Consider the following 24,150-nt stretch of genomic DNA (forward strand, 5'->3'; position numbering starts at 1 on the left):
GTGACCACAGTGATCGTCGACCGATCGGGCGTCACCGAACTACCAAGGCTAACATCAGATCCCATCTGTACGGCGGACCGCAGGGGTGGAATCCTCATCTCCTTCGGACCTACTCGTAAGCCACGAAGGGTACTTAACCCCTTCGGACTCGAGTGGTCCGAGATGACGAGACGAGTTGAACGTCCCGTCGATCACGCATTTACGTTCATATCCCAACGCCCTCGTACACTTAAGGGCATCGGATCAACCTGACAGCCGGAAACCACATCCGGCATCGGGTTTCGCGTACTACAATGTACGACGCCAGCCCATATAAGGCCGTCGTCTCACGACGCCGGTTGGCGTCGATCGCGAGGTGATCCGCGTGCCCTCGATCGAACCGGTCGATCGAATCGACGGTTCGCAACGAGAGAGGGGATATTGTGCCTACCTCCGCGCCGGAATGCGGCCGGAGGGGACGTGGCGGCGTTGGCCACGTCGTTCGCATTAGTGACGGAAGCCGGGGATATATATAAGGCCGTCGTCTCGAAAGGCGTCTGCCGTACGTTGATCAGCACCGGGGGACTGTTAGGAAGACGAAACTGTCAGGAACGAATCGAAGTCCGGAATCGCTAGCGGCGGCCAGTGGACTCGTCGAATCGGCGATTCCCGACTACGCCAAGGAGGAGGCGGCGAGAGCCACGGAGGAGGTTCCGAAGCACGGGTGCGCCGTCGTAGAGCCACAGGAGGGCGGTAAAGACGGCGAGTCCGATCTGGAGCCAGCGGTACGTCGTGAGGTCCCCCGCGAGCAGTTCGTCTCGGTACCGAGCGAAAAACAGCAGGAACTGCTCGACGAATCCCTGGTTCACACCGTGGTCTTGAACGACGACGACGGGCCAGAGCATCAGTTCCGGCTGAAAGATCCCCTCGCGGACGTAGGAGTCGAAGACGTCCGCGGGCAGGTGCAGGAGGTAGCCGAGCGCGAACGCGATCCCGGCTCGAGAGCGACCTATCGAGCGAGCCGCGAGGCCGATACCGATCGAGATCGGAACGGCGGCGAAAACCGAGTGACCGAGCGCGTAGCCGGCGTCGAAGACGCCGAACTCCCAGGCCAGCAGTTTATCGACGAGATCCGGGAAGACCGACGCGAAGACGACGGCGATCGCCTCGAGTCCGGAGGGTGGGTCCCGATAGATCGCGTGACAAAACGTCGAGTAGGCGAGGTAGGCGACGATCGCGTGTTCCCACGGCCACATACGAGGGCGGTGCGGTGGGGAGTGGATAGTTATGCAGCGCCTGTTGACCGCGCGGGTGACGGTCCGCGCGGCGCCGGCCGGAAGACACGTATCGCTGATCGGGGCGGCCACGGTACCGAACTGCCGTTCGAAACGATCGATTTACCGCGCTCAGTGCAACGATTCGAACTGTACGGAACGGCTGAAAGCATCACGGGTGAGAGGTGAAACGCGGAGCAGTCGGGTCGGACTCCGGCTAATCGATACGATTTACCGATCGGCGTCGCATGCTCGCGTATGGATCGATCGGGATTCGTCAAGCTCGCGGTCGTCGGGATCGGGCTGGTCGTGCTGAGTTTCTTCGTCCGCGGGTTCGGTCAGCTGGCCCTCGGCCACGACGTCGCGGAGATGCTTCAGGCGCCGTTCGCGGTCGTCGGCTTTCTCATCGTCGTCTACCTGTTCGTCCGGGCGACGCTGGACGCGGTCGGCGTCTGGACGGTCGAGAACGACGAGGCCTGAGGCGGGACTAAGGAAACCGTTTTTCCGCCACCCCACGAATCGGATGGTATGACTGTGGACGTACGGGAACTCGCCGACCTCGGACCGGCCGATCGGACCGCGTTCTTCGACCGCGACGCCGGTATCGACGCGATCAGCGACGACGTTCGAGAGATCGTCGACCGCGTACACGAGGAGGGCGACGTCGCCGTTCGCGAGTTCACGAGCGAGTTCGACGGCGTCGAGCTGGGGAACATCGATATCACTGACGCGTGCGGGCGCGCGTACGAGGATCTCGAGGACGACGTCCGAGAGGCGATCGAGACGGCCGCGGACAACGTCAGGGAGTTCCACGAGGCCCAACTCCCCGAGGACTGGCGCCGCGAGTTCGGCCCTGGACGGGAGCTCGGCCGACGGTTTCGACCGATCGAGCGGGTCGGCGTCTACGTGCCCGGCGGTTCGGCGGCCTATCCCTCGAGTGCGATCATGGGCGTCGTTCCGGCGGTCGTCGCGGGCGTCGATCACGTCGCGGTCGTCACGCCGCCGGCCGACGAGCTGAATCCCGTGACGCTGGCGGCGATCCACGTCGCGGGCGCGGACGCGGTCTACAGCGTCGGCGGCGCGCAGGCGATCGCCGGACTGGCCTACGGCACCGAGACGATCACGCGGGTCCAGAAGATCGTCGGGCCGGGCAACAAGTGGGTGACGGCCGCGAAAGCGGCCGTTCGGGGCGACGTCGAGATCGACTTCCTCGCGGGGCCCAGCGAAGTGGTCGTCGTCGCCGACGAAACCGCCGATCCCGACCTCGTTGCGGCGGAACTGGTCGCACAGGCCGAGCACGACCCGAACGCGTCCGTGGTCGCCGTCACGGACGACGCGGACACCGCCGACGCCGTCGCCGCGGCCGTCAACGAGCAGACCGCGGTGCGCGAGCGCGAGGACGTGATACGCGGTGCGCTCGAGAACGATGCGAGCGGCGTCCTGCTCGCCCGGTCGATGAGCGAGGCGATCCTGTTCACCGAGGAGTACGCCCCCGAACACCTCTCGATCATCGCCGGCGACGAGGAGTCGATCCTCGAGCGGATCGACAGCGCGGGCAGCGTCTTCCTCGGGCCGAACACGCCGGTGGCTGCGGGCGATTACGCCAGTGGAACGAACCACGTGCTGCCGACGAACGGCGGCGCGCGCGTGACCGGGGGGCTCTCGATCGAGACGTTCCTCCGGTCGACGACGGTTCAGCGTCTGTCTGCCGAGGGACTGACCGACATCGGGGACACGATTACGACACTGGCCGACGCCGAAGGGCTCGAGGCCCACGCCGAAAGCGTTCGGCGCCGGATCGAGGACCGTGAGGACGACCTGTAAGCAGTAGTTACGGCGGCCGACCGAGTTCCGGATACGACCAACCGAGTTTTTACGGTGCTGGATCCGCAAGTACGAATTAAGATGTCACGGCGTGAATGCGACCGTGAGCCCGATCGTGAGTCGGTGGTTGATCCGACCGACGGACGCGTACTCGAGCGAAACTACGACTACGCCCAGAAGAACGTCCGGCTCCTGTCGATGTGGTACGACTGCGAGCCCAAGCGAATGCTCGAGCTACTGGCGGAACACGACATCGAACTGTCGCGCAACGACGAACGGCAGTTCGGGACGTACTATCGCACGGTGCAACAACACGTGAACAGCTACGGCGAATAGCCCCGCGGCGTCCGTCACCGACCCCGGCGAACGGCGTTCGAGGCGGGCTTGCTATCGAACGTATCTCCGGACGATCACAGGTCGAGGAGCGGTGCCGGTGGCGTCACAGTTAACATCGTAGCGCCGGTACGGAATACACATGAGCACGGACAGCATGGATGGCGGGGAAGCGGAGACGCGTCCCGAGATCGAAGTAACCGAAGACGCGGCCGAGCAGGCACTGTCGCTGCTCGAGGGAGAAGGGCTCGACGACGGCGAAGCCGGGCTGCGCCTGTTCGTCCAACAGGGCGGCTGTGCGGGACTGTCCTACGGGATGCGCTTCGACGACGCGCCCGACGAGGACGACACGATCTACGAACACCACGACCTGCGGGTGTTCGTCGATCCGGCCAGCCTGAAGTACATCGAGGGCAGCGTTCTCGATTACGAAGACGGGCTGCAGGCCGAGGGGTTCCACGTGGACAACCCCAACGTCGTCAGCGAGTGCGGCTGCGGCGAATCGTTCCGAACGTAACGCCGACCGACGCTTCTCGCCGTCCGTTCGCTTTGGTCTCGCAATTTCGACCAGCAGCGGGACCGCCGTCGAAGAACGTCGGTTGACAGCGGCCGTCCGTCAGCGGCCGGTCGTCGGTCGACCGGATCGCGCCGGCCGACGTTCCGGTGGCCGACCGGGTGCGATTCCGCGTAGGCCCCGGCGAGTCGACTATTCCTCGAGTTCGAAGGCGACGGTCACTTCCGCCTGGTACTGTCGCTCCTCGACGCTGGCGAGTTCGACGCCGAGCTCGTCGACTTCGATCCAGTAGAGGTTCTGGAGGGTGTCTTCCGCGCGGTCGATCGCGTCGTCGGCGGCGTCGTCGAAGCTCTCCGTACTCGTGCCGATCAGGGTGATCTTCTTGAAGACCATGGCCCGGATCGCTACACCGTACGCGGACGTAAAGCTGGTCGTCAGTTTCGCCTCGTGAATCGGTACTAGAGTGTCGGCCCGGCGTCAATCGGCCCGGGCCTCGAGTCGCTTCCGGATCGCCCCGGAGACGTCCGAGAGGTAGGCGCCGCCCCACAGCGCGACGACGATCGCGCCGATCGAGTTGAAGACGAAGTCGAGCATCGTGTCCTCGAGGCCGTACTGGGTGAGCACGGCCCTGGTCCCCAGCGCCTGGGCCGCGAGCGCGATGGCGAACTCGAGGATCTCCCAGAGAACGCCGAACGCGAGGACGAACAGCAGGATGAACACGGCGACGAATCGCTGCGGGAAGTGGATGCCGTCGGCGTGTTCGTGGAGCGCGCGGACAGTGGCGTAGCCCGCGCCGGCGACCAGCGAGGCCGACAGCGCGTGGGTCATGTGGTCCCACCACCAGATCTGGCTGTAGAGGGTGACGGTAGCGCCCGGCAGCCCGACGGTCCCGAAGGCGTGGAGGAAGACGGCGGCGGTGATCCACAGCGTAAGTCGTGGATCCATCGGAATCTCGTAGTCGCGCTCGAGCAGCGGGGGAAGTTGGGTGACGATCAGTGCCACGCCGGTGTTGATCACGATGCCGCCGTTACCGCGCTCGATACCGACGAACAGCATGCCGATCAGCCCGATCTCCATGAGGTAGGTGAGCTGTCGCTGCCGGCGCTGCGATCGCAGCCCGCGAACGAGACTACGCATCGTCGACCTCCGCGGCCGGCTGGACCGTCGCCGGAACGCGCCGTTCCGGACGGGCGTACCGCCTGAAGTACAGTTCGAAGACGACGCCGGCGCCGAGTCCGGCGACGGCGGAGTAGACGAACTCCCACATGACCGCGTCGTGGTCGGCCGTAAACGGGATGCCGAGCGTCTGGGCGGCGCTCCACCGGAGCAGCGCCCACAGCCCCGCCGCGGCCATCGTCGTCACGACGACGAAGACGACGGCGAAGCCGGAGGTCATCCGGACGGTCGTAAACGACTGCAGTTCGACGGCGAGAACGAGCGCGATAGCCGCGACCGAGAGGTAGGATGCGAAGTGCCCCGTTAACCGCTCCGCGCCGACGGCCATTCCGAGCACCGGCAGCGCCGCCATGAGCAACACCTCCCAGGGAACCATCACGACCGCTGATCGGTAGGCGATCGAAGGGAGTACCGCAAGCGCGACGAGCACCGCAGCGAACGTCGCCCACAGGAACCCGCCGGTCACCAGTTCGCTGATGCCGACGACCGCGATCGCGACGACCAACGCCCACGCGATCGCCGCGTTGGTGCGGCCGTCAGCGAGCAGTTCCTCGAGTGAAGTTTGAGACACAGTGACTGGTACTGACCGTTCTCACAAAAGCGTATTTCGTCTTGCATCGAAAGGAGCGGACGGCGCGGGGGACGTCCGTCGCTACCCGACCGGAGCGACGAAGAGGTACACTGCGGCGTACGCCGCGAGCGCGACGGTCACGGCGGCCAGAGCCGTGAGCGCGACCTCGAGGGTCGACTCCGCCCGAGGCAGCGGCAGTCGTCGGCGTCGCGAGCGGCGGACGGGCATCGAGCGCGTCCCTCGAACGGCGCCACAGAGCAGGCCGACGCCGAGAATCGAGAAGACGAAGTGATAAGAGACGTCGAGGGTCGGCGGCGTGACCGCGAGCGCGGCGAGGCCGTAGGCCGTACCGACGCCGGCGCGGCGGTCGACGGACGCGAGGATCGATCGGTCGGTGAGCTGGCAGACGACCGCGACGGCGAGCCAGATCGCCGCGAGTTCGATCGCGAACGCGCCGAGCAGGTGCAGCGTCGGGTCCGGGTGGAGGACCACCCGCGACTCGAGCACGGGAGAATCGAAGGGAAAGAACCAGTCGGGCGGCGAGCCGGTGACGAGGTCTCCCCACGGGTGCGACCAGAGACCCCAGAGCGCGGCGACGGCGACCGTCGACGGCGAGAGCGTCGTCCGTCGAGCGACGCCGCGGGCGACGAGAACGCCGCTCGCCGCGAACAGGACCACGACGACCGCAGTCAGGGCCCCGTCGGCGAGAAACGCGATCGCAACGAGCGCCGCGAGGGTCGCGAGCGCACCCGTACGCGCGATTCGAGCGCGATCGGAACGGCCGCGAACGGCGAGCAGTCCGAACGCCGGCGCGGCGACGGCGCCGACGACCAGCGAGTGGGTAGCCGAGCGGTGGACGGCCCGGCTCGCGTCCCAGAAGGCCGTCGACGCGCCGAGGACGCCGTCGGCGACCTGCCACCGGAGGAGCCCGACGAGGGCGTAGGCGACGTCGATGTCGGGAATCGCGGCGAACGCGCCGGCGACGGCCCCGACGATCAGCGCCGGGCGGCGCTCCCAGCCTCGCCAGTCGGCGACCAGCGCCGCGACGGCGAACGCGAGGAGGGCGTGACCGACGAACACAATGCCTCGATTATGTGTTGGGGAGGCTTAAACGGCTCGCAGCCGCGGGGAATGCTAGCGACTCGCAGGATTCGGGTCGCTCGGCGCTCGTTCGATCGGGGATACAGCCGGGACCGGACGGACCTTCCGTCCGGCGTCCAGTACTTCCGATGCCGGTAGGCCTTTGCAAGTGGCACTCGAGCACACGTTCATATGGCTCAGACTCCGTTGAACGAGTCGGCTCGCGCGCCGTCGGTCGGCGAACTCACCCCTCCGGATCGCACGCTGATGGGTCCCGGACCGAGCGACGTAAACCCGCGTGTGCTCCGGGCGATGAGCACGCCGCTGGTGGGCCACCTCGATCCGTCGTTCGTCGAGATCATGGACGAGGTTCAGGAACTGTTGCGCTACACGTTCCGAACCGACAACCAGTGGACGATCCCGATCTCGGGGACCGGGTCGGCGGCCATGGAGGCCGCGATCGGCAACGTCGTCGAGCCGGGGGACACCATGCTGGTGCCCACGAACGGCTACTTCGGCGGCCGAATGGCCTCGATGGCCCGCCGAGCCGGCGGCGAGGTCGTCGAGGTCGACGCGCCGTGGGGAGAGCCCCTCGATACCGACGACGTCACGGACGCGCTGGCCGAGCACGATCCCGACGTCTTCGGGTTCGTCCACGCGGAGACGAGCACGGGCGTCGTTCAGCCCGACGTTCCCGAACTGACGGCGGCGGCCCACGATCACGACGCGCTCGTCATCGCCGACACCGTCACCTCCCTCGGTGGCGTGGAGCTACGGGTCGACGAGTGGGGTATCGACGTCGCCTACTCGGGACCACAAAAGTGTCTCTCCTGTCCGCCCGGCGCCAGCCCCCTCACGCTCTCGGACGAGACCATGGACAAGGTTCTCGCGCGCGACGAAGAGCCCCGCTCGTGGTACCTCGATCTCTCCCTGCTCGAGGGCTACTGGGGTGACGAGCGATCCTACCACCACACGGCGCCGGTCACGAACGTCTACGCGCTCCGGGAGGCGCTCCGGCTGGTCGCCGAGGAGGGAATCGAAGAGCGCTGGGCGCGCCACGAGCGACTGGCCGGCGCGCTGAAAGCCGGCGTCGAGGGGATGGGCCTGGAGATGAACGCCCCCGACGAGTACTGGCTGCCCAGCTTAAACGCCGTCCGCGTCCCCGACGGCATCGATGACGGCGCGGTCTGTGACGCCTTGCTCGAGCAGTACGATCTCGAGATCGCCGGCGGGCTGGGCGATCTGGACGGCGAGATCTTCCGGATCGGCTGTATGGGACACTCCGCGCGTCCGGAGAACGTCATCTACGTCGTGACGGCGCTGGGTGACGTTCTCGAGTCGATGGGTGCGGACGTCGATCCCGGCGCCGGCGTGTCGGCGACTCGAGACGCGCTGTAGCGGCGAAAAAAGCGGTTCGGATTCTCGTCTGATTTCGTTACGCGGAGACGCGCGGTCCTGGCGGGGCTCGTTCGACCTGATAGTCTTCCCCGTCGACGACGATGATGGCCCACTCGTAGTCCGGATTCTGGCTCCGGAGCTTGTTCTCGAGGTCGTCCGCGTCCTCGGGTTCGGCGACGAAACAGTGGAACTGCCCCGATTCGGACGGCAACTCTCCCGTCTCGAGGACGGTGTTTACGTGGACGACTTTCCACTCGCGTTCGGCGCGGAACGTCGGGCCGGTTCCTTCGACGGTGTAACCGAGCTCTGCGAAGATCGACCTGGCCTGCTCGACGAGTCGCATGTTAACAGGACCCATTCAGTACTCCCTACGACGGCCCCCACCATAAATGTTAGTCCGTAACAAGGGCCACGGGATTCTCCGACGAACGACACTCCGTGGCCTGTTTAGAGACGGGTAGGGACCTATCGACTCGATTAGTGGCGGGAAATCGACCGTCTCTCCAGAAACGTGACGAATCGACGGTTCGCGGGGCACCAGGTTCGGTACCCGTCGCTCGCCGTCGTCCGCGCCGTTCGCGTTCAAGTGGTGCTCCCGCACGGCTGCGGGCGCGAGACGGCGGTTACTCGTGTGCGGCGTCCCACTCGGTCGGCTTCCGGAAGTTGCCACACTGGTTGCACTTGATGCGGCCCATCGAATCCATCGCGTTGTCGAAACTCTCGCAGTTGGTACAGAACCAGCCGTACCGCCGGTCGGCGTCGGAAGACTCGTAGGCGACGAGGAACGGTCCCTTCGAGCCGCGGTCGCCCTCGGTCTCCGTCACGTAGACGGTCGTCCCGTCCGCAGTGGACCGTGATTGCATACCACCTGCTATCGTCGCTCGAGATAAATGACTGTCCTTCCGTCTTCCCCGCTCGGAACTCCGAGAGCGGTTACGAGCCGGTCATGATACACATTCACAGTCGTGATTGTCCTAACTGAAAGGTTTACCCGGACGGGAGTCGTTCGCTTGGGTAATGTCGCTGGTCGTCGTCCCCGTTCGGTATCCCCTGTCGAAACGCTCCAAACGCACGCTCGAGCGAGCTATCGAGATCGCTCGCGAGCGGGAGGCGGCGCTGACGGTCCTCCACGTCGATCTCTATCAGAACGGGCGGAAAGTGACGCGGGTCGACCTGAAAACCGCCGTCGAGCGGACGTTCGGACACCTCGAGAACGCCCGCTACGTCGTGCGGACGGGCTTTCTCGTCGAGGAGAGCATCCTCGACGAGGTGGCGGCGGAGGAAGCCGACGCGGTCGTCATCGGCAGCCAGCAGGCGAGCCGACTGCGCCGGCTCTTCCGGCGCTTTACCGACAACCCGGATATCGACCAGTACCTGCGGAGTCACCTCGAGTGCGAGGTTATTACGGTCGAAGGCGCCCGCGCGTAAGACGGCGACTCGATCGCGCCGCGATTCTTCTCCGTCGGCGCACGCGTTACTGCCGTCGTCCGAACGCGCCTTAGTCGGCGCCGCCCGCATCGCGAACGACGAACACCGGAATCTCGGCGTTATCGACGACCCGCTCCGAGACGCTGCCCAGCGAGGCGATCTTCTCCCGGGGACTCTTCCCTCGCGTCCCGATAACGATGAGGTCGATGCCGTGCTCGTCGGCGTACTCGAGGATCGCCTTCGAGGGCGTCCCCTTCCGGACGTCGGTGACGGCCTCGAGCCCCCGTCGGTCGGCCCGGTCGGCGACGTCCGCGACGGCCTCGCGACCCTCGTCCTCGAGGGAGGCCTCGAGCTCGGGACCCGTCTCGTCGGTCGCCGCGGCGGTGACGCGGCTGTCGACCACGTACAGCGAGTGGACCGTCGCGTCGTTGTGCTCGGCGATCGGCAGGCCGTGGGCCAGCGTCTCGGCGATCGTCTCGCTCCCGTCGGTCGGAATGAGGATGTCGTCGTACATCGTCGGCTACCGCAGACTTGGACGGGAACCCGGATAAAAGACGGTCACAGTTCTCCCGCGGCGGTAGCGTGTCCGACGGAGCGGCGACGACGCGACCGGTCGGTCCGGCGTCACTGATCGGCCGGTTCGCCGATGTCGGTCCCGTCGCCCTCTTCGCCCTCGCCCTCGGACCGCGGGTCCCGTTCGACCGGCGACTCGGGCGCCGGTCGCTCGGCGCCCCGCTCCTCGATGGACATGCGGGCGACGCCGCTCGTCTCGTCGAAGACGTGATGGCGCCGCGGGTAGGCGAACTCGACGTCGATGTCGGCGAACCGGTCGCGCAACTCCGTTTGCACCTCCGAACGGGCGACGTTCAGCTTGTAGGGGTTTTTCACCCAGAAGAAGAGCTCGAGGGCGACACCGTGGTCGGCGAACTCGGCGATGTTACAGAGGGGCGCCGCGCCGTACCGCGCGCTGCCGATCCGGATGTCCGGACCGCCGGAGATGACCGTGCCGACGGCTCTGGCGGCCCGTTCGGCCTGTCGGCGCGCGGCCTCGACGTCGCTCCCGTAGGTGACCTCGAACGAGAGCGAAATCCGCGTGCGCTCGTCTTCGGCGGAGTAGTTGATCACGTCCCGTTCCTGAATCGCGGAGTTCGGGATCACGATGAACGTATTCTGGAGGGTGAAGATCTTGGTGTACCGAATGGTGATATCCTCGACGAACCCGCGGTGGCCCTGATCGGGGACCTCGATCATGTCGCCGATTTCGTAGGGCCGGTCAGCGAGCACGAAGAAGCCGTTGATCAGGCTACCGACCAGGGGCGCGAGGACGACGGCGATGACCGCCGAGATGACGGTCACCGAGAGGAGGATCTGCGTGTCGCCGACGCCGAGGATGCCCGCGGCGACGAACAGGGACAACAACAACACGGAGAGTCTGACGCCGCGAAGGACGGTCCGGGTGACGCTGGGGCGTTCGATCCGGCGAGCGACCGTCCGTCCGGCGATCCGAACGACGTACTTCGAGAGGTACCAGCCGACGACGACGACGAGAATCGAGAGGGTGATGTTAACCGTGGTCTGCGAAACGTCGAACGGCAACACGCTCCGAACGCCCTTGGCCGCTTCACTGGCCTCGCTCTCGTTTCCCTGTAACACCCCGCGCATAGCAGCACACTCTGGACCGCTGTGGTTAAGAGTTCTGACTGTCACGTCCGTCGTGCTAACTGGGAACCACTCTCACTGACCGGAACTACCCGATTTCGAAAACAGGTGCTACTCGGGTTATAATAAATCATATATCCGTCGGGATCGTAGGGGCTCGTATGGCACCAGACGAGCTCCGCACGACCGTCGAAGGGGTCGGCGAGCGATTCAATCTCGGCGAGTACGAGATCGACGCCTATCTCACCGTTCTCGAGCAAGGACAGCTCACCGCGAGCGAAATCGCGGATCGGACCGACATCCCGCAGCCGCGGGTCTACGACACCGTCCGCAGTCTCAGCGACCGCGGACTCGTCGAACTCCGCGAGTCCCGCCCGATGAAAGTCGTCGCGATCGATCCCGAGGAGGCCTTCGAGAACGTCCAGCAGTCCCTCTCGGAGATGATCAACGAACTCGAGGCCCGATACACCGCGCCCGCCCGCGACACGGAGGCCGTCTCGCTGGTCAAATCGCGCTCGACGATCCTGCGCTACCTCGAGGAGGTCATCGACGCCGCCGACTACGAGCTCTCCCTGTCGCTGACGCCGGACCTGCTGACTCGCTTCGAGGACGAGCTGAAAGCCGCCGTCGACGCCGGCGTCAGCGTCGACCTGATCGTGACGCCGGCCGGCGAGGCGCCCGATCCGTCCGAGTTCGACTACCGCGAGATCGCGACGACCGCCCGCGCGCGACGCGGGATCACGACGCCGGTGATCGCCGTCGCCGACGGCAACTACTCGATCTACGCGACCCAGGACGCCCTGCGCGACGATCAGGACCGCTACGGCGTCATCTTCAACCGCTCGGCGCTTGGCTTTCTCGTCTCCGGCTTCTTCGGGACCGTCCTCTGGACGACCGCCGAACGGACGCTGGGCGAGGACGGCAGCACGCGGACGTATCCGCGCAAGTACGCCACGATCCGCCGCTGCGTGAAGGACATCATGGAGGCGGGCGGCGAGTTCTACGCGACGATCGAGGGTCGAGACGTCGACGTCGGCGGACCGCGCGTCGTCCGCGGGCGCATCCTCGACGTCTCCTTCGAGGTCAGCGAGGAAGTCGCCAGCCTCACCATGGAGACCGAGGAGGGCGAGAAGATCACCGTCGGCGGCCGCGTCGCCGCCTTAGAGGACGTCGAAGCCCACGAGATCCACATCGGCCGCAACGAGCCGCCGACGCTCGAGGACTGAGCGGTCGACGGTCGATCTCTCCTGACTTAGCACGGAGCCGGCCCACATCGGTCGTCGGCCGGCAGGTGCCGACCGACTGTCGGCAATGATCGATTGAAACCGCGACATGACGAGCGACTCGGGAATCCCGCTCTTCTCCACCCTCCCCCGTAATACTGCAAAGGCGTCGTAATAGCACCGGGTTCCGTACGTTCACGCCTTATTACACCATTTATTGCCAACAGCTAAGTCCCAGAACGTGGACGGCCCACAGGTCATGGGACGTGATACCGCCGGTCGTGACGACCGGGGTCGCCTCGGACGGCGATCGTTCCTGAAGGCCGCATCGGCCTCGTCAGCGGCCGGAACGATCGCCGTTGCCGGCTGTCTCGGGAGGGGTCCCGGATCGAACACAGTGGTGATGACCGCAGATTCGGGTGTCGAGGGGATCATACACACCGACGGAGACCAACCCTCTGTCCAGCAGGCGCTCTGGGACGCCGGTCTCGACGAGGACATCCGTATCGAGATTCAGACCGTCGTCAGCGACTCCGCATCGCGGATGCAGACGGCGCAATCAGCGCTCGAGGCTGGTCGCGCCCCGCCGGACATCCACATGATGGACAGCGGATGGACGGTCCCGTTCGTCCTGCGCAATCAGACGGTCAACCTGACCGAAGAGCTTCCCGAGGAGACGCTCTCGTACGTCAACGAGAACTACCTCGACGCGATCCTCGAGACGGCTCGCCATCCCGAGTCCGGAGACCTTCACGGGCTGCCGCTGTTCCCTGACCTCGGGTTTACCCTCTACAGACAGGACCTGATCGAGGACGCCGGCTACGACACCAGTGGCTGGGGAACGAATCCGCCGCGGTGGGAAGAGTTCGCGAACGCGGTCAGTGACGCGAGGGACCAGGCCGGACTCAACTACGGGTACACGACGCAGGCGGCCGCCTATGAGGGGCTGTCCTGCTGTACGTTCAACGAGGTGATGACGAGCTGGGGCGGGGCGTACTTCGGCGGCGTGGACAACCTCTTCACCGCCGGCGACCGGCCGATCACCGTCGACGAACAGCCGGTCGTCGACGCGATTCGGATGATGCGCTCGTTCATCGAGGGAGAGAATCAGAACACCCTCGACGGGTACTCCCAGATCTGTCCGTCGCCGATCGTCCAGTGGACCGAACAGGAATCGCTCAGCCCGTTCGATGCCGGCAACGCCGTCTCGAACCGGAATTGGTCGTTCGCGATCGCCCAGACCGGCGCGGAGGAGGTCTTCGGCGAGGACCTCGGGGTCACGACGAGTCCGGTCGGGGTCCCCGAGGGCGAGGCCGAGTTCGAAGGTACCGGCGGCACCGCCGCGGCGCTCGGCGGCTGGAATCTGGTCGTGAGCCCGTTCTCGGAGCGCAAGGAGGAAGCGCTGCAGGTCCTCGAGGCGTTCGCCAACGAGGAGGTCATGCTCACGGTCTTCGAACTCGGCGGATACCTCCCGCCGAATCTCGATCTGGTCGCGGAGGCCAACCCGGACGACGTCGGCCCGGTCGCCCGCTACGGCGAGGTCGTGCAGGCGGCCAGCGACAACGCGATTCCGCGGCCCGCGACCGATCTCTGGCCGGAGCAGTCGGCGCTAATCTATCAGTCGGTCAATTCGGCCTACCGCGGCGCGAATGCGCCCCAGGCGGCGATGAACGACCTCGCGCAAGAACTCGAACAGAGCGAATCGGAGGTGCAAACGAATGGCAACTGATACCGATACGGATGGATTGACCGGCGGTGAGACCGGACGGACCAAGGACCGAGAACGGACCGGTAATGCGGTCATCAATTGGATGGAGGGCCTGAGCGAGGCGGCCTACGCGTATCTGTTGTTGCTGCCGGCGTTCGCGTTGTTGACGCTCGTCGCGTTCTATCCGATGATTCGGACGTTCGTGATGTCACTCCAGGCCGATCAGACGCGGGGCATGGACCCGCTCGGCGGATTCGTCGGCATCGAGAACTACGTCGACATCCTCACCGGGAACGCGCGGCTGGCCCGGCAGTTCCTCGACGTGGGGCTGACGTCGTCGTTCCCCTTTATCGAACTCGGTACGCCGTTCTTCCAGCAGGCGCTGTTCGTCACGCTCGCGTTCGCGATCATCAGCGTCATCATGGAGACGCTGATCGGGTTCGGACAGGCCTACGTGCTCGATCAGGACTTCCGAGGCCGCCGCTGGGTCCGCGTCGCGATCATCCTCCCGTGGGCGGTTCCGATCGTCATCCAGGGAATGATCTTCTTCCTGATGTTCCAGCCGACGGTCGGGTTCGGCTCCGACCTCATGCAGAGCATCGGGCTCTTCAGTTCGACGCCGCTGGCCAACAGCCGGGACGCCTTCATCATCATCCTCGTGGCCGACATCTGGAAGTCGTCGGCGTTCATGGCCCTGCTGATCCTCGCGGGGCTCCAGAGCGTCGACCGGAGCCTCTACGACGTCGCTCGCGTGGCCGGGGCCTCGCCGTGGCAGCGGTTCAAACTGATCACGCTGCCACTGGTGATGCCGGCGCTGCTGGTCGCGATGCTGTTCCGAACCATGGACGCGATGCGCGTCTTCGGGCTGATCGAGTCGACGGCCGGCTGTACGACCGTGCCGTCGCTGACCTGCCTCGTCGTCGAGGCGATGTTCGGCGGCACGCGAATCTACGCGACGGCCGCCGCCGTCGCCTTCTCGACGGCGCTGGTCATCGGCCTGATCATCGGCGGCTACGTCGTGCTCTTCCGCGACACCGAAGGAGGGATGTACTGATGTCCGATCCGAACGCACCCACCGATCCGAACGATACGAGAGGTACCGACGACGGTGACCGACCGAGAGACCCGACGCTCCACCGACCTGACGGGGGCACGAACGTCCTTAAGGAGGGGCGCGACGCGGAACTCGACCGCGGCCCGCTCCAGCAGTGGGCTGCCGACTCGATCCAGAACCCCGAACGGGTCTACCGGGCGCTGTTCTACGTCGCAGCGATCTTCTTTCTCTTTACGACGCTGTTCCCGTTCTACTGGCTGCTCATGGTCGCGCTGACGCCCGAAGGACAGCTTCAGGATATCGTCTTCACGCCGAACGGGTTCAACCCCGGCGCCTTCGTCGAGGTCTTCGAGGTCATCCCGTTCCACGTCTACATGTTCAACAGCTTCGTGATCGCGCTGGCCTCGACGGCCGTCGTCCTCGTCATCGCCAGCCTCGCGGGGTACGCCTTCGGTCGCCTCGAGTTCCCCGGCCGGACGCCGCTCATGCTGCTGGTGCTGATCATTTCCTTCTTCCCGCCAGCGGCGTTCTTCATCCCGCTGAACGACCTGTTTAACACCTCGTTCTTCTTCCTCAGGCCGATCACCGGCGACGGGACCCTCTACAACACGCCCTTCGCGCTGGTGACGCCGCTGTCGGCGATCTTCATGCCGCTGGCGATCTTCATTCTGACGACGTTCTACTCGCAGATTCCGGACGGGCTCGAGGACGCGGCCCGCGTGGAGGGGACGACCCGACTCGGCGCGCTGTTCCGGGTCATCATCCCGCTGTCGGCCCCCGGCGTCGCGACCGCCGGTGTGCTGACGTTCATCGCCGTCTACAACGAGTTCTTCTTCTCGTTCCTGATGACCGACGGGCAGCCCCAGAACTGGGCGCCGATCCTCGACGGGATCCTCGCCTATCAGGGCCAGTACGAGGTGCTTTACCATCTGATGGCCGCCGCGAGTATCATCGGAGTGATTCCCGTCGCGATACTCGTGGTGGTGGCACAAGAAAAGATCGTGAGCGGACTGACCGCAGGCGCACTCAAAGAGTAACACAATGGCACGAGTACGACTCGAGAACATCACGAAACGGTACGGAGACGAAACGGCAGTCGACGACATCAGCCTCGAGGTCGAGGACGGCGAGTTCGTCACCTTCGTCGGCCCCTCGGGCTGTGGGAAGTCGACGACGATGGAGACGGTCGCGGGGCTGACGGAGCCCACGGAGGGGCGGGTCTACATCGGGGACGACGACGTCACCGGCCTCGCCCCCAAGGATCGCGGGGTCGCGATGGTCTTCCAGAACATCGCGCTGTTCCCGCACATGGACGTCTACGAGAACATCTCGTTCGGGTTGCGCCTCCGGAAGTACGACGACGAGGAGGTCCGGCGCCGCGTCGAAGAGGCAGCCGATATCGTCCAACTGGAGGGGATGTTAGACCGGATGCCGGCGGAGATGTCCGGCGGCCAGCAACAGCGGGTCGGCATCGCCCGCGCGATCGTTCGCAACCCGGACGTGTTCCTGATGGACGAGCCGCTGGCGAACTTAGACGCGAAGCTCCGAGTGCACATGCGGACGGAACTCCAGCGGCTCCACCGGGAGCTGGACGCGACGGTCATCTACGTCACCCACGACCAGGCCGAAGCGATGACGATGTCCAACCGGATCGCCGTCCTGAACGACGGGAAACTCCAGCAGATCGCCCCGCCGCTGGTCTGTTACAACGAACCCACGAACCTCTTCGTCGCGGGCTTCATCGGTTCGCCGTCGATGAACTTCGTCGAGGGGACCCTCGTCGAGGGCGGCCTCGAGACGAACAACTTCACCATCGGTCTCGATCCGGGCCGGCTCTCTGGCGTCTCGATCGGCGACGACGTCACACTCGGGGTCAGGCCGGAGGACGTCCACCTGACCCAGTACGCGGACTCGCTGGCCGCGCCGACGGATCCGATCGACGCCCGAACCGACGTCTTGGAGCCGATGGGCGACGAGGTCTTCGTCTACCTCCTGCTCTCCGAAGCGGCGGAGGGGTCGATGGATCAGGACCCCGCCACGTCGCCGAACCAGTTGCTGATGAGCGTCACCCCCGATACGGAGATCGAGGCGAACGAGGACGTCGACGTCGTGCTCGATCGATCGAAAATTCACCTCTTCGACACGGCGACCGGCGACGCCTTGCTCCATGGCCTGACCGACCGCTCGGAGCGAGAACCCGGAACGACGCCGACGGAAGCCGATAGCTGACACGTCTCGACCGCCGGCGGCGGGCGGCCACCAACCCGCTGATCGGCTTATCAGCCGCTGCCGTTTGGCAACGGACAGAAGACGTTCGAGTACGAAGGTTCGATATCGCGGTACCGGGTGTATCAGTACGAGAACAGACTGCAGCTATCGACACTCCGATGACAACAGATCGAAGCGACATCAGAACGGGAATCGTCGGCTTGGGGAACATCGGGCAGTACCACGCGGAACGCCTCATCGAACTGGGCGTGTCGCTCGTGGGTGGGATGGACGTCGCCGCCGAGGCGCGATCGCGGTTCGCCCGCCGCTACGACGTCGACGTCTACGAGGACCACCACGAACTGTACGACACCGTCGACGCCGTCGTCATCACGACGCCGAACAAGTACCACGAGGAGTACGCCGTCGACGCCTTCGAGCGCGATCTGCACGTCCTGCTCGAGAAACCCCTCGCACACTCCCTCGAGAGCGCCCAACGGATCGCCGACGCCGCCGCGGACTCGGACGGCCACGCGATGGTCGGATTCAACAACCGGTTTTCGAACACGGTCCAGATCGTCCGCAACCGGATCGAACGCGGCGATCTGGGCGAGGTAACCCACGTCGAAGCCAACTACGTTCGCCGCCGAGGCATCCCGGGGCGGGGCTCGTGGTTCACCCGCCGACAGATCGCCGGCGGCGGGTCGCTCATCGATCTCGGCGTCCACGCTATCGATCTAGCGCTCTACCTGCTGGGGTATCCACCCGTCTCAGAAGTAAACGGCGTCGCCCGCGGCGAGTTCGGGTCCGAAGAGGAGTACGCCTACCTCGACATGTGGGGCGAGGACGCCGGCCCGGCCGGCTTCGACGTCGACGACTCCGCCAGCGCGTTCATCCGGTGTGAGGGCGACCGGACCATCTCGCTGGAAGTCGCGTGGGCGACCAACCGGCCGGCGAACCACGAGTTCGTCGTTCGAGGCACCGAGGCGGCCGCGCGGTTCGACCTGCTCGAGGGCGATCTGACCATCCACTCGGCGAGCGCCNGGCGAGCGCCGCCGGACCCGACCACCTCGAGAACACGTCCGTCGAGACGCGCCAGAACGACACGCACTCGGCGGAACAGGAGGAGTTCTACGATCGGATTCTCCGTGACGACCCCGACGACAGGAGCGTCGAGCACGGGCTCACCGTCCAGCGGATCATCGACGCGATCTACCGGTCCAGCGACGACGGCCACACGATCACGATCGAGGAGTGAGCCGGGACTCCGCCGCCGGTGCCTGCGATTGCAGATACGCCGTTTTCTCCGCAGTAGTGGTAGTTACTCGCATGCAGATCGAACGATCCCTCGTGCTCGAGATCAGTCGCCACGAGGTGCCCGTCGGACGGTCGATTACCGTCCGGGTCCGCGACAAGGGGAACAACCCGATCGAGGGGGCACTCATCGAGGCCGGCTCGAAGCGAAAGCGAACCGACAGCCGCGGCCGGTGTGAGATCGCGTTTCGCTCGCCCGGCTTCTGGAAACTCGTCGCGACCAAGTCGCCGACCGAACGGGTCCGCTACCGGTCGACGTCGACGCTCGTCCGAGCGATCCCGCGATCGACGACGGACCGGCGGCAGCGGCGGGTCGGTCCGCCGACGAGATAGCGCGCCATCCAGTAGCGCCGCTGAACGGCGAGCGGAACCGAGTCGCGAGTCTCGCTCCGCCGGAGAAGGATCGAACCACCTGCCGGAGATCGCGGGAATCCAGACCCCGCGTTGCCGGCCCGCGTTTTATTTCTCCCGCCGTGGTTGATGGTCGATATGGACATCGGCGTACACACCCCGCCGCTGGCGGACGAATCGCTCGAGGGGGCCCTCTCGTACCTCGACGAACTCGGCGTGAGCGCGATCGAACCGGGCGTCGGCGGCCATCCGGGACAGGACCACCTCCCGCGGGCCGAATACCTCGACAACGACGTCGGACAACAGGAGGTTCGAAACCTCCTCGACGAGCACGACATGCGGATCAGCGCGCTCGCGACGCACAACAACCCGCTGCACCCGGACGACGAGCGGGCCGAGCGGGCGGACACGGAACTGCGCGAGGCGATCGAACTGGCCGATCAGCTCGACGTCGACGCAGTCACCTGTTTCTCCGGCCTCCCCGCCGGGGGGCCGAACGACGAGGTCCCCAACTGGATCACGGCCCCCTGGCCGCCGGAACACGATGAGGCGCTCGAGTACCAGTGGGAGCAAGCGGTGGCCTACTGGAGCGACCTCAACGGGTACGCCGACGAGCACGGCGTCGACGTCGCGATCGAGATGCACCCGAACATGCTGGTCTACGAACCCCACGGGATGGCCCGATTGNCAACGCGCCCACGAGCAACGGCGCTCCGTAGATGTAGTTTCGCAGCCAGACCAATCCGAGCGCAACCAGGGGGCCGATGACGCCGACGAGCACGGCGTCGACGTCGCGATCGAGATGCACCCGAACATGCTGGTCTACGAACCCCACGGGATGGCCCGATTGCGCGAGGAGACGGGCGAGCGCATCGGGGCGAACTTCGATCCGTCCCACCTCTACTGGCAGGGGATCACGATCACCGACGCGATCCGCTACCTCGGCGAGCGCGACGCGATCCACCACGTCCACGCCAAGGACACCAAGATCTACGACGCCCAGGCCCGCGAGAAGGGCGTCCTCGATACGACCGCCTACGACGACGAGCCGAACCGCTCGTGGCTCTTCCGCTCGGTCGGCTACGGCCACGGCGAGGGCCACTGGAAGGACATCGTCTCGACGCTACGGATGGTCGGCTACGACGGCGCGCTGAGCATCGAACACGAGGATTCGCTGACCAGTTCTCGGGAGGGCCTCGAGAAGGCGGTCGACCTGCTCGAGCGAGCGGTCTTCGAGACGGAACCGGGCGAAGCCTACTGGGCCGAATAGGAGGGCGGTTCTCGCGCCTCGAGTGCGCGCCTAGTCCTCAAGCGAGAACTCGATGGAGCCGTCGGCGACCGATCGGTCGTTGACGTCGACGCGACCGTCGCTGCAGACCGTGATCTCGTACCCCTCGTACTCGAGGACGACCCGTGCGGTCGTCGAACCGGCTGCGGGCTGGAACAGTCGGTCTAGCGCCTCGGGGTTGACCACGGCGTACAGCGGCTCGTATGCCGGCGGTTCGACGTCGGTGACGTCGATGCCCTCGTGGGCGGCGATCGCCTCGATGACGGCCTGGCTGGGTGCCACCGCATCGGACGACGGGTCGGACGAAGCGGACATAGCCGTCGCTACACCGAACGGCCCGATAAGCGTAGCGGCTCTCAAACCCTCGTGACAAAGCGCCCGTACAATCCGTTAGGCGACGGTATTTCGCCGTTCTGAAATCCGTCGTCGGATATCGTCTGACGAGATCGGCGGTCCGAACGGACGTCGCCGGAGCGACGCCGGGCGACTACTCGGCGGCCTCCGGACGAATGAACCGATCGACCGCGGTCCGGAACTGCGGGCTCACCTGATACCAGAGCCAGCAGCTGACGCCAGCGGAGATCAGCGACGTGGCGACGATCCCGAACGTCGCCACCAGATAGGCCGTCGAGCCCTCGCCGCCGACCGCGAACACGTTCGCCGGGTTGTCGTGGACGAAGAAGAAGTAGCAGACGAACCACGCGGTCGGCAACAACGCGCCCACGAGCAACGGCGCTCCGTAGATGTAGTTTCGCAGCCAGACCAATCCGAGCGCAACCAGGGGGCCGATGACGCCGACGANCAACGCGCCCACGAGCAACGGCGCTCCGTAGATGTAGTTTCGCAGCCAGACCAATCCGAGCGCAACCAGGGGGCCGATGACGCCGACGACCAGCAGAAAAGCGGGCTGGCCCTGCGTAAACGTCGCGCCCACCGTCGACTGGGCGAGGGCGAACAACCCCATGATGACGTAGTACGTCAGTACTGGGACCGTGACGATGAGTCGGGGATCCACGTACTACGATGGCGACTTATTCGTCTTAACCGTTATTACCATCGTTCCGATAGGTTCGTCGGCGTCCGGCGACGGTACACAGTCGAGAATTTCGTCTCCTTCCGAGCGCTCCGTCGGTCGAACGGTGCGACTCGAGATGGATCGACGTCGTTCGGAGGCGTTCGACCGCGGTAAGCGCCGCATTACGCCGCGGCCGACCGTGGGTATTGGGACCGCATTCCTATCATATTTTATATTATTCACAATAACGAGACCATAACGAAACCGAATACGATGGGGGCGCTACGTATGCGAGGTCAGGGGAGGCCGAACCGGGAGTCGGCATCGGTGGGACTACGAATCGTCCTCGAGACTGTCTTCGGCCGCGACGACAGTGGGACGATCGTCGAGGAGTGTCGGCGCTGCGGGACGAGCCGCGAGCCAGACGGCGTGTCCTGCCCGACCTGTGGCTGCGACGGCGTCGCGCGGTACCGCATCGAGTGACGGATGCGCCCGGCTGTACGCACTCGCCCGTCGGCCGTTGGCGACCGAACGACTGCCAGTAAGCGCTGTCCAGCCAGTTCGATATCCGCCGTCGTTCGAACGGGCCGTCACTCGACGGGCAGGGCGCTCGTCTCGATCGCGTCCCGCCGGCCGTCCAGCACCGAGAAGCGCTCGCCGCGTCGCGACTCGAGCCAGTAGAGCAGTCGCTCGGCCCATTCGAGTTTGCTCGCTTTGGGCGGGTCGACGGCGGGGTCCTCGAGGTCCCACCCGACGAAGGCGAGTTCCGCGGCGCCGAGGTGATCAGCGAGGAAGGCGGCTCGATCGCCGTCGGTGAACCCCCCGAAGTTTCGGACCGGCCCGCGCGGCGCGGCCTGCGTCGTCGGGAGGACGAACTCGCTCGCGCAGTCGGGGACGACGTCGCGAACGAGGGAAACGTTGTCGCCGTGGGCGTGGACCGCGACCGGCGTCCCCACGTCGGTCAACCGGCGGACGGTCTCGGGGTTCTTGTCCAGATCCGTCACCATGCAGTCGGCGTCGATCCCGTTCGCTGCCAGCGTGTCGACCGCCGTCGAGGCCGCGACGACGGCGTCGGCCGCCCGCGCCCGCTCGAGGGCCGATTCCGACTCGAGGGACGGGCCGGCGCCGGCGACCGCCACCGTGGCGTCCCGAAGGCTCGAGAGCTGGTCGAGATCGAAGTCGTCGGTCAGCGAGGCCAGGACGTCGCGGGCTCGTTCGTCGCCGGTTCGATCGTAACCGAAGTCGCGACAGATCGCCTCGTAGACGGGCTCCCACTCGTCGAACTCCATGGTCGTACTGGCGGCCGGAGTCCTATCGGTGTTCGGACTCGTCGCTGGCCGAGACGAGGACCGTCGGCCCGGTCGAGTCGTCACTGGTCGACGTAAGGCCACAATAATTCCGTGTTGTGGGCCGGGAGTCGCCTCCAAAGTACCCCTACCCGAGAGGCCGCCCGGCGTCCACTCCCTCTTTTTGAAGCCTCCGGTATAAGTTTTCTCTTACTCAAGCATTTGCGCGAGCGACTCCCCGACCGAAGAAAGAGCTCCATCTTCGTCGCGAAGACACGTTTTGACGGCGGAAATTCCGGTTACCGAACCGACGATCAATGCATGGTTATTGGTGCCACAGTACATGGATGCGTCGGCACCGTCGACGATTGACCGAACGCGGTCCCGATCCTCGCTCCGGAGCCCGTCGACCTCGATCGCGAGCGAGTACCAGTCGTCGGCGACGGCGGGATCGACGCCGCGTTCGTCGAGGTACGCGCGCAGTTCCCGACTCGAGTGCACGTCGAGGCGAGTCACCGAGAGGTCGTCGTCGACGGTCCGCGAGCGCTCGGTGAACGCGTCGCCGATCAGGGCCGCGTCTCGCGTCTCGGCGACGTCGTGGGTCCGGATCACGTGCGCGCCGCGCTCGACGGCCATCGACGTGGCCGCGAGGCTGACCGGGAGCCGCTCGTCGGTCTCGCGGCCGGCGATCTCGCCGAGGAAGTTCTTCCGGTTGATCGAGACCAGCATCGGCCGGTCGAGCGCGCGGAACTCGCGCAGTCGGCGGAAGGTCTCGCGGTCGTCCTCGAGGGTCTGGGCCTCGCTCCAACCGCCGAAAGCGGGGTCGACGATCGTCTTGTCGGTCAGGCCGTTCTGCTTGAGGGCCTCGTAGATCCGGTCGACGTAGTCGGCCCGCTCGGCCCAGTCCGCTGACTTGCGCGCGGCCCAGTCCGTTTCCTCCACGGCCCCCGGCCGCTCGAGGTTCGGCGGGCTCGCCATCTTCGCGACGGCGACGTCGTACTCCTCGCAGACGGCTGGCATCTCCGGATCCGCGAAGCCGGCGATGTCGTTGACCATGTCGAACCCCTTCGAGAGGGCCGCGTCGGCCACCTCGGCGTAGCGGGTCTCGATGGAGAAGACGGCGTCCCCGGAGACGCTCTCGATCGTCTCGAGGGCGATGTGGAGTCGCTCGAGTTCCTCGTCGGCGGAGAGCACGTCGAACCGTTTGTTCGCCGACTCGAGGCCGATGTCGACGATATCGGCGCCGTTGCCGATGAGTTCCTCGTCGACGTACCGGGCGGCCTCGCCGGGGTCGTCGTAGACGCTGGGATCGTAGGGGGACTCCTCGCTGACGTTCAACACGCCCATAATGCGGGGCGGGTGGTCGTCACCGATCCCCAGCCCCGCAGCGTCGACGTTGTGCATACCCGACCTGAGGTGAGGAAACGGAAATGACCCCCGGTTCCGGCGTATTCGGCGACCGGGCGA

At 65.8% G+C, this 24,150-nt stretch carries 25 protein-coding genes and 3 pseudogenes; 16 read left to right on the top strand and 12 right to left on the bottom strand.

Translation table 11 applies throughout. From position 1 onward, the window contains the following. Positions 1 to 611: 611 nt before the first annotated feature. A complete protein-coding gene (locus C477_RS14450) occupies positions 612 to 1,235 on the bottom strand; it encodes a metal-dependent hydrolase (protein ID WP_008895249.1) in 624 nt (207 codons plus the stop codon). A 276-nt stretch (positions 1,236 to 1,511) separates the two neighbouring features. Between C477_RS14450 and C477_RS14455 the strand changes: the two genes are divergently transcribed. The 4 genes from C477_RS14455 to C477_RS14470 all read left to right on the top strand — a co-directional run bounded on the left by C477_RS14455 (position 1,512) and on the right by C477_RS14470 (position 3,927). Next, the gene (locus tag C477_RS14455; RefSeq protein ID WP_008895250.1) at positions 1,512 to 1,733 is read left to right on the top strand and encodes a hypothetical protein; all 222 of its coding nucleotides are present in this window, start codon (positions 1,512 to 1,514) and stop codon (positions 1,731 to 1,733) included. A gap of 48 nt (positions 1,734 to 1,781) precedes the next feature. Further along, positions 1,782 to 3,077: a histidinol dehydrogenase gene (hisD, locus tag C477_RS14460; protein WP_049914558.1), complete on the top strand. Its 1,296-nt coding sequence runs from the start codon at positions 1,782 to 1,784 to the stop codon at positions 3,075 to 3,077. 81 nt (positions 3,078 to 3,158) lie between these two features. Next, complete coding sequence (locus tag C477_RS14465; RefSeq protein ID WP_049914559.1) at positions 3,159 to 3,413, top strand: hypothetical protein; 255 nt, start codon at positions 3,159 to 3,161, stop codon at positions 3,411 to 3,413. A 139-nt stretch (positions 3,414 to 3,552) separates the two neighbouring features. Continuing rightward, positions 3,553 to 3,927: a HesB/IscA family protein gene (locus tag C477_RS14470; protein ID WP_008895253.1), complete on the top strand. Its 375-nt coding sequence runs from the start codon at positions 3,553 to 3,555 to the stop codon at positions 3,925 to 3,927. A gap of 189 nt (positions 3,928 to 4,116) precedes the next feature. On the opposite strand, the gene C477_RS14475 is transcribed toward C477_RS14470, so the two are convergent. The 4 genes from C477_RS14475 to C477_RS14490 form a co-directional block, all read right to left on the bottom strand. Continuing rightward, the gene (locus C477_RS14475) at positions 4,117 to 4,317 is read right to left on the bottom strand and encodes a dodecin (RefSeq protein ID WP_008895254.1); all 201 of its coding nucleotides are present in this window, start codon (positions 4,315 to 4,317) and stop codon (positions 4,117 to 4,119) included. A gap of 84 nt (positions 4,318 to 4,401) precedes the next feature. Next, positions 4,402 to 5,061 carry a hypothetical protein gene (locus tag C477_RS14480; RefSeq protein ID WP_008895255.1) on the bottom strand — a complete coding sequence of 220 codons (660 nt, stop codon included), beginning with the start codon at positions 5,059 to 5,061 and terminating at the stop codon, positions 4,402 to 4,404. Then, positions 5,054 to 5,671 (bottom strand): hypothetical protein, encoded by a 618-nt coding sequence (locus tag C477_RS14485; protein ID WP_008895256.1) that lies wholly within the window; start codon positions 5,669 to 5,671, stop codon positions 5,054 to 5,056. Before C477_RS14485 ends, C477_RS14480 begins: the two co-directional genes overlap by 8 nt. Positions 5,672 to 5,752: 81 nt before the next feature. Then, the gene (locus tag C477_RS14490; protein ID WP_008895257.1) at positions 5,753 to 6,751 is read right to left on the bottom strand and encodes a metal-dependent hydrolase; all 999 of its coding nucleotides are present in this window, start codon (positions 6,749 to 6,751) and stop codon (positions 5,753 to 5,755) included. A gap of 192 nt (positions 6,752 to 6,943) precedes the next feature. Here C477_RS14490 and C477_RS14495 point away from each other — a divergent pair, with 192 nt between their 5' ends. Next, positions 6,944 to 8,149, top strand: coding sequence for a pyridoxal-phosphate-dependent aminotransferase family protein (locus tag C477_RS14495; protein WP_008895258.1), 1,206 nt, complete (start codon positions 6,944 to 6,946; stop codon positions 8,147 to 8,149). 37 nt (positions 8,150 to 8,186) lie between these two features. On the opposite strand, the gene C477_RS14500 is transcribed toward C477_RS14495, so the two are convergent. Together C477_RS14500 and C477_RS14505 are read right to left on the bottom strand one after the other, a co-directional pair. Next, a complete protein-coding gene (locus C477_RS14500) occupies positions 8,187 to 8,492 on the bottom strand; it encodes a DUF7116 family protein (RefSeq protein ID WP_008895259.1) in 306 nt (101 codons plus the stop codon). A 280-nt stretch (positions 8,493 to 8,772) separates the two neighbouring features. Beyond that, on the bottom strand, positions 8,773 to 9,012 hold the full coding sequence (locus tag C477_RS14505; protein ID WP_008895260.1) for a DUF5816 domain-containing protein: 240 nt from the start codon (positions 9,010 to 9,012) through the stop codon (positions 8,773 to 8,775). 154 nt (positions 9,013 to 9,166) lie between these two features. Here C477_RS14505 and C477_RS14510 point away from each other — a divergent pair, with 154 nt between their 5' ends. Further along, positions 9,167 to 9,577: a universal stress protein gene (locus tag C477_RS14510; protein WP_008895261.1), complete on the top strand. Its 411-nt coding sequence runs from the start codon at positions 9,167 to 9,169 to the stop codon at positions 9,575 to 9,577. 70 nt (positions 9,578 to 9,647) lie between these two features. Here C477_RS14510 and C477_RS14515 read toward each other — a convergent pair whose 3' ends face one another. Both C477_RS14515 and C477_RS14520 read right to left on the bottom strand, forming a co-directional pair. After that, complete coding sequence (locus C477_RS14515) at positions 9,648 to 10,091, bottom strand: universal stress protein (protein WP_008895262.1); 444 nt, start codon at positions 10,089 to 10,091, stop codon at positions 9,648 to 9,650. Between the two features lie 110 nt (positions 10,092 to 10,201). Then, the gene (locus C477_RS14520) at positions 10,202 to 11,239 is read right to left on the bottom strand and encodes a mechanosensitive ion channel family protein (protein ID WP_008895263.1); all 1,038 of its coding nucleotides are present in this window, start codon (positions 11,237 to 11,239) and stop codon (positions 10,202 to 10,204) included. Positions 11,240 to 11,397: 158 nt separating this feature from the next. Between C477_RS14520 and trmB the strand changes: the two genes are divergently transcribed. The 9 genes and pseudogenes from trmB to C477_RS14565 form a co-directional block, all read left to right on the top strand. Continuing rightward, a complete protein-coding gene (gene trmB / locus C477_RS14525) occupies positions 11,398 to 12,462 on the top strand; it encodes an HTH-type sugar sensing transcriptional regulator TrmB (RefSeq protein ID WP_008895264.1) in 1,065 nt (354 codons plus the stop codon). Between the two features lie 256 nt (positions 12,463 to 12,718). Next, the gene (locus C477_RS14530; RefSeq protein WP_049914560.1) at positions 12,719 to 14,188 is read left to right on the top strand and encodes an extracellular solute-binding protein; all 1,470 of its coding nucleotides are present in this window, start codon (positions 12,719 to 12,721) and stop codon (positions 14,186 to 14,188) included. Further along, a complete protein-coding gene (locus C477_RS14535; protein WP_049914561.1) occupies positions 14,178 to 15,221 on the top strand; it encodes a carbohydrate ABC transporter permease in 1,044 nt (347 codons plus the stop codon). The genes C477_RS14530 and C477_RS14535 overlap by 11 nt, the downstream gene beginning before the upstream one ends. Then, a complete protein-coding gene (locus C477_RS14540; RefSeq protein ID WP_008895267.1) occupies positions 15,221 to 16,258 on the top strand; it encodes a carbohydrate ABC transporter permease in 1,038 nt (345 codons plus the stop codon). The genes C477_RS14535 and C477_RS14540 overlap by 1 nt, the downstream gene beginning before the upstream one ends. 4 nt (positions 16,259 to 16,262) lie before the next feature. Further along, the gene (locus tag C477_RS14545) at positions 16,263 to 17,450 is read left to right on the top strand and encodes an ABC transporter ATP-binding protein (protein ID WP_008895268.1); all 1,188 of its coding nucleotides are present in this window, start codon (positions 16,263 to 16,265) and stop codon (positions 17,448 to 17,450) included. A gap of 158 nt (positions 17,451 to 17,608) precedes the next feature. Beyond that, positions 17,609 to 18,687: pseudogene (locus C477_RS14550) on the top strand (Gfo/Idh/MocA family protein). 71 nt (positions 18,688 to 18,758) lie between these two features. Further along, positions 18,759 to 19,076: a peptidase associated/transthyretin-like domain-containing protein gene (locus C477_RS14555; RefSeq protein WP_008895270.1), complete on the top strand. Its 318-nt coding sequence runs from the start codon at positions 18,759 to 18,761 to the stop codon at positions 19,074 to 19,076. 156 nt (positions 19,077 to 19,232) lie between these two features. Continuing rightward, positions 19,233 to 19,691 (top strand): annotated as a pseudogene (locus C477_RS14560) (sugar phosphate isomerase/epimerase family protein); the annotation flags it as partial. A gap of 172 nt (positions 19,692 to 19,863) precedes the next feature. Continuing rightward, positions 19,864 to 20,364, top strand: a pseudogene (locus C477_RS14565) (sugar phosphate isomerase/epimerase family protein); the annotation flags it as partial. Between the two features lie 30 nt (positions 20,365 to 20,394). Here C477_RS14565 and C477_RS14570 read toward each other — a convergent pair. Beyond that, positions 20,395 to 20,697: a HalOD1 output domain-containing protein gene (locus tag C477_RS14570; protein ID WP_049914562.1), complete on the bottom strand. Its 303-nt coding sequence runs from the start codon at positions 20,695 to 20,697 to the stop codon at positions 20,395 to 20,397. A gap of 1,027 nt (positions 20,698 to 21,724) precedes the next feature. On the opposite strand from C477_RS14570, the gene C477_RS14580 reads away from it, so the two are divergent. After that, positions 21,725 to 21,880, top strand: coding sequence for a hypothetical protein (locus C477_RS14580; RefSeq protein WP_008895273.1), 156 nt, complete (start codon positions 21,725 to 21,727; stop codon positions 21,878 to 21,880). Positions 21,881 to 21,987: 107 nt separating this feature from the next. Here C477_RS14580 and C477_RS14585 read toward each other — a convergent pair whose 3' ends face one another. Continuing rightward, complete coding sequence (locus C477_RS14585) at positions 21,988 to 22,686, bottom strand: 6-hydroxymethylpterin diphosphokinase MptE-like protein (protein WP_008895274.1); 699 nt, start codon at positions 22,684 to 22,686, stop codon at positions 21,988 to 21,990. Between the two features lie 207 nt (positions 22,687 to 22,893). After that, a complete protein-coding gene (folP, locus tag C477_RS14590; RefSeq protein WP_008895275.1) occupies positions 22,894 to 24,087 on the bottom strand; it encodes a dihydropteroate synthase in 1,194 nt (397 codons plus the stop codon). Between the last annotated feature and the right edge of the window lie 63 nt (positions 24,088 to 24,150).

The sequence above is a fragment of the Haloterrigena salina JCM 13891 genome (genome assembly GCF_000337495.1).
Lineage (GTDB): Archaea > Halobacteriota > Halobacteria > Halobacteriales > Natrialbaceae > Haloterrigena > Haloterrigena salina.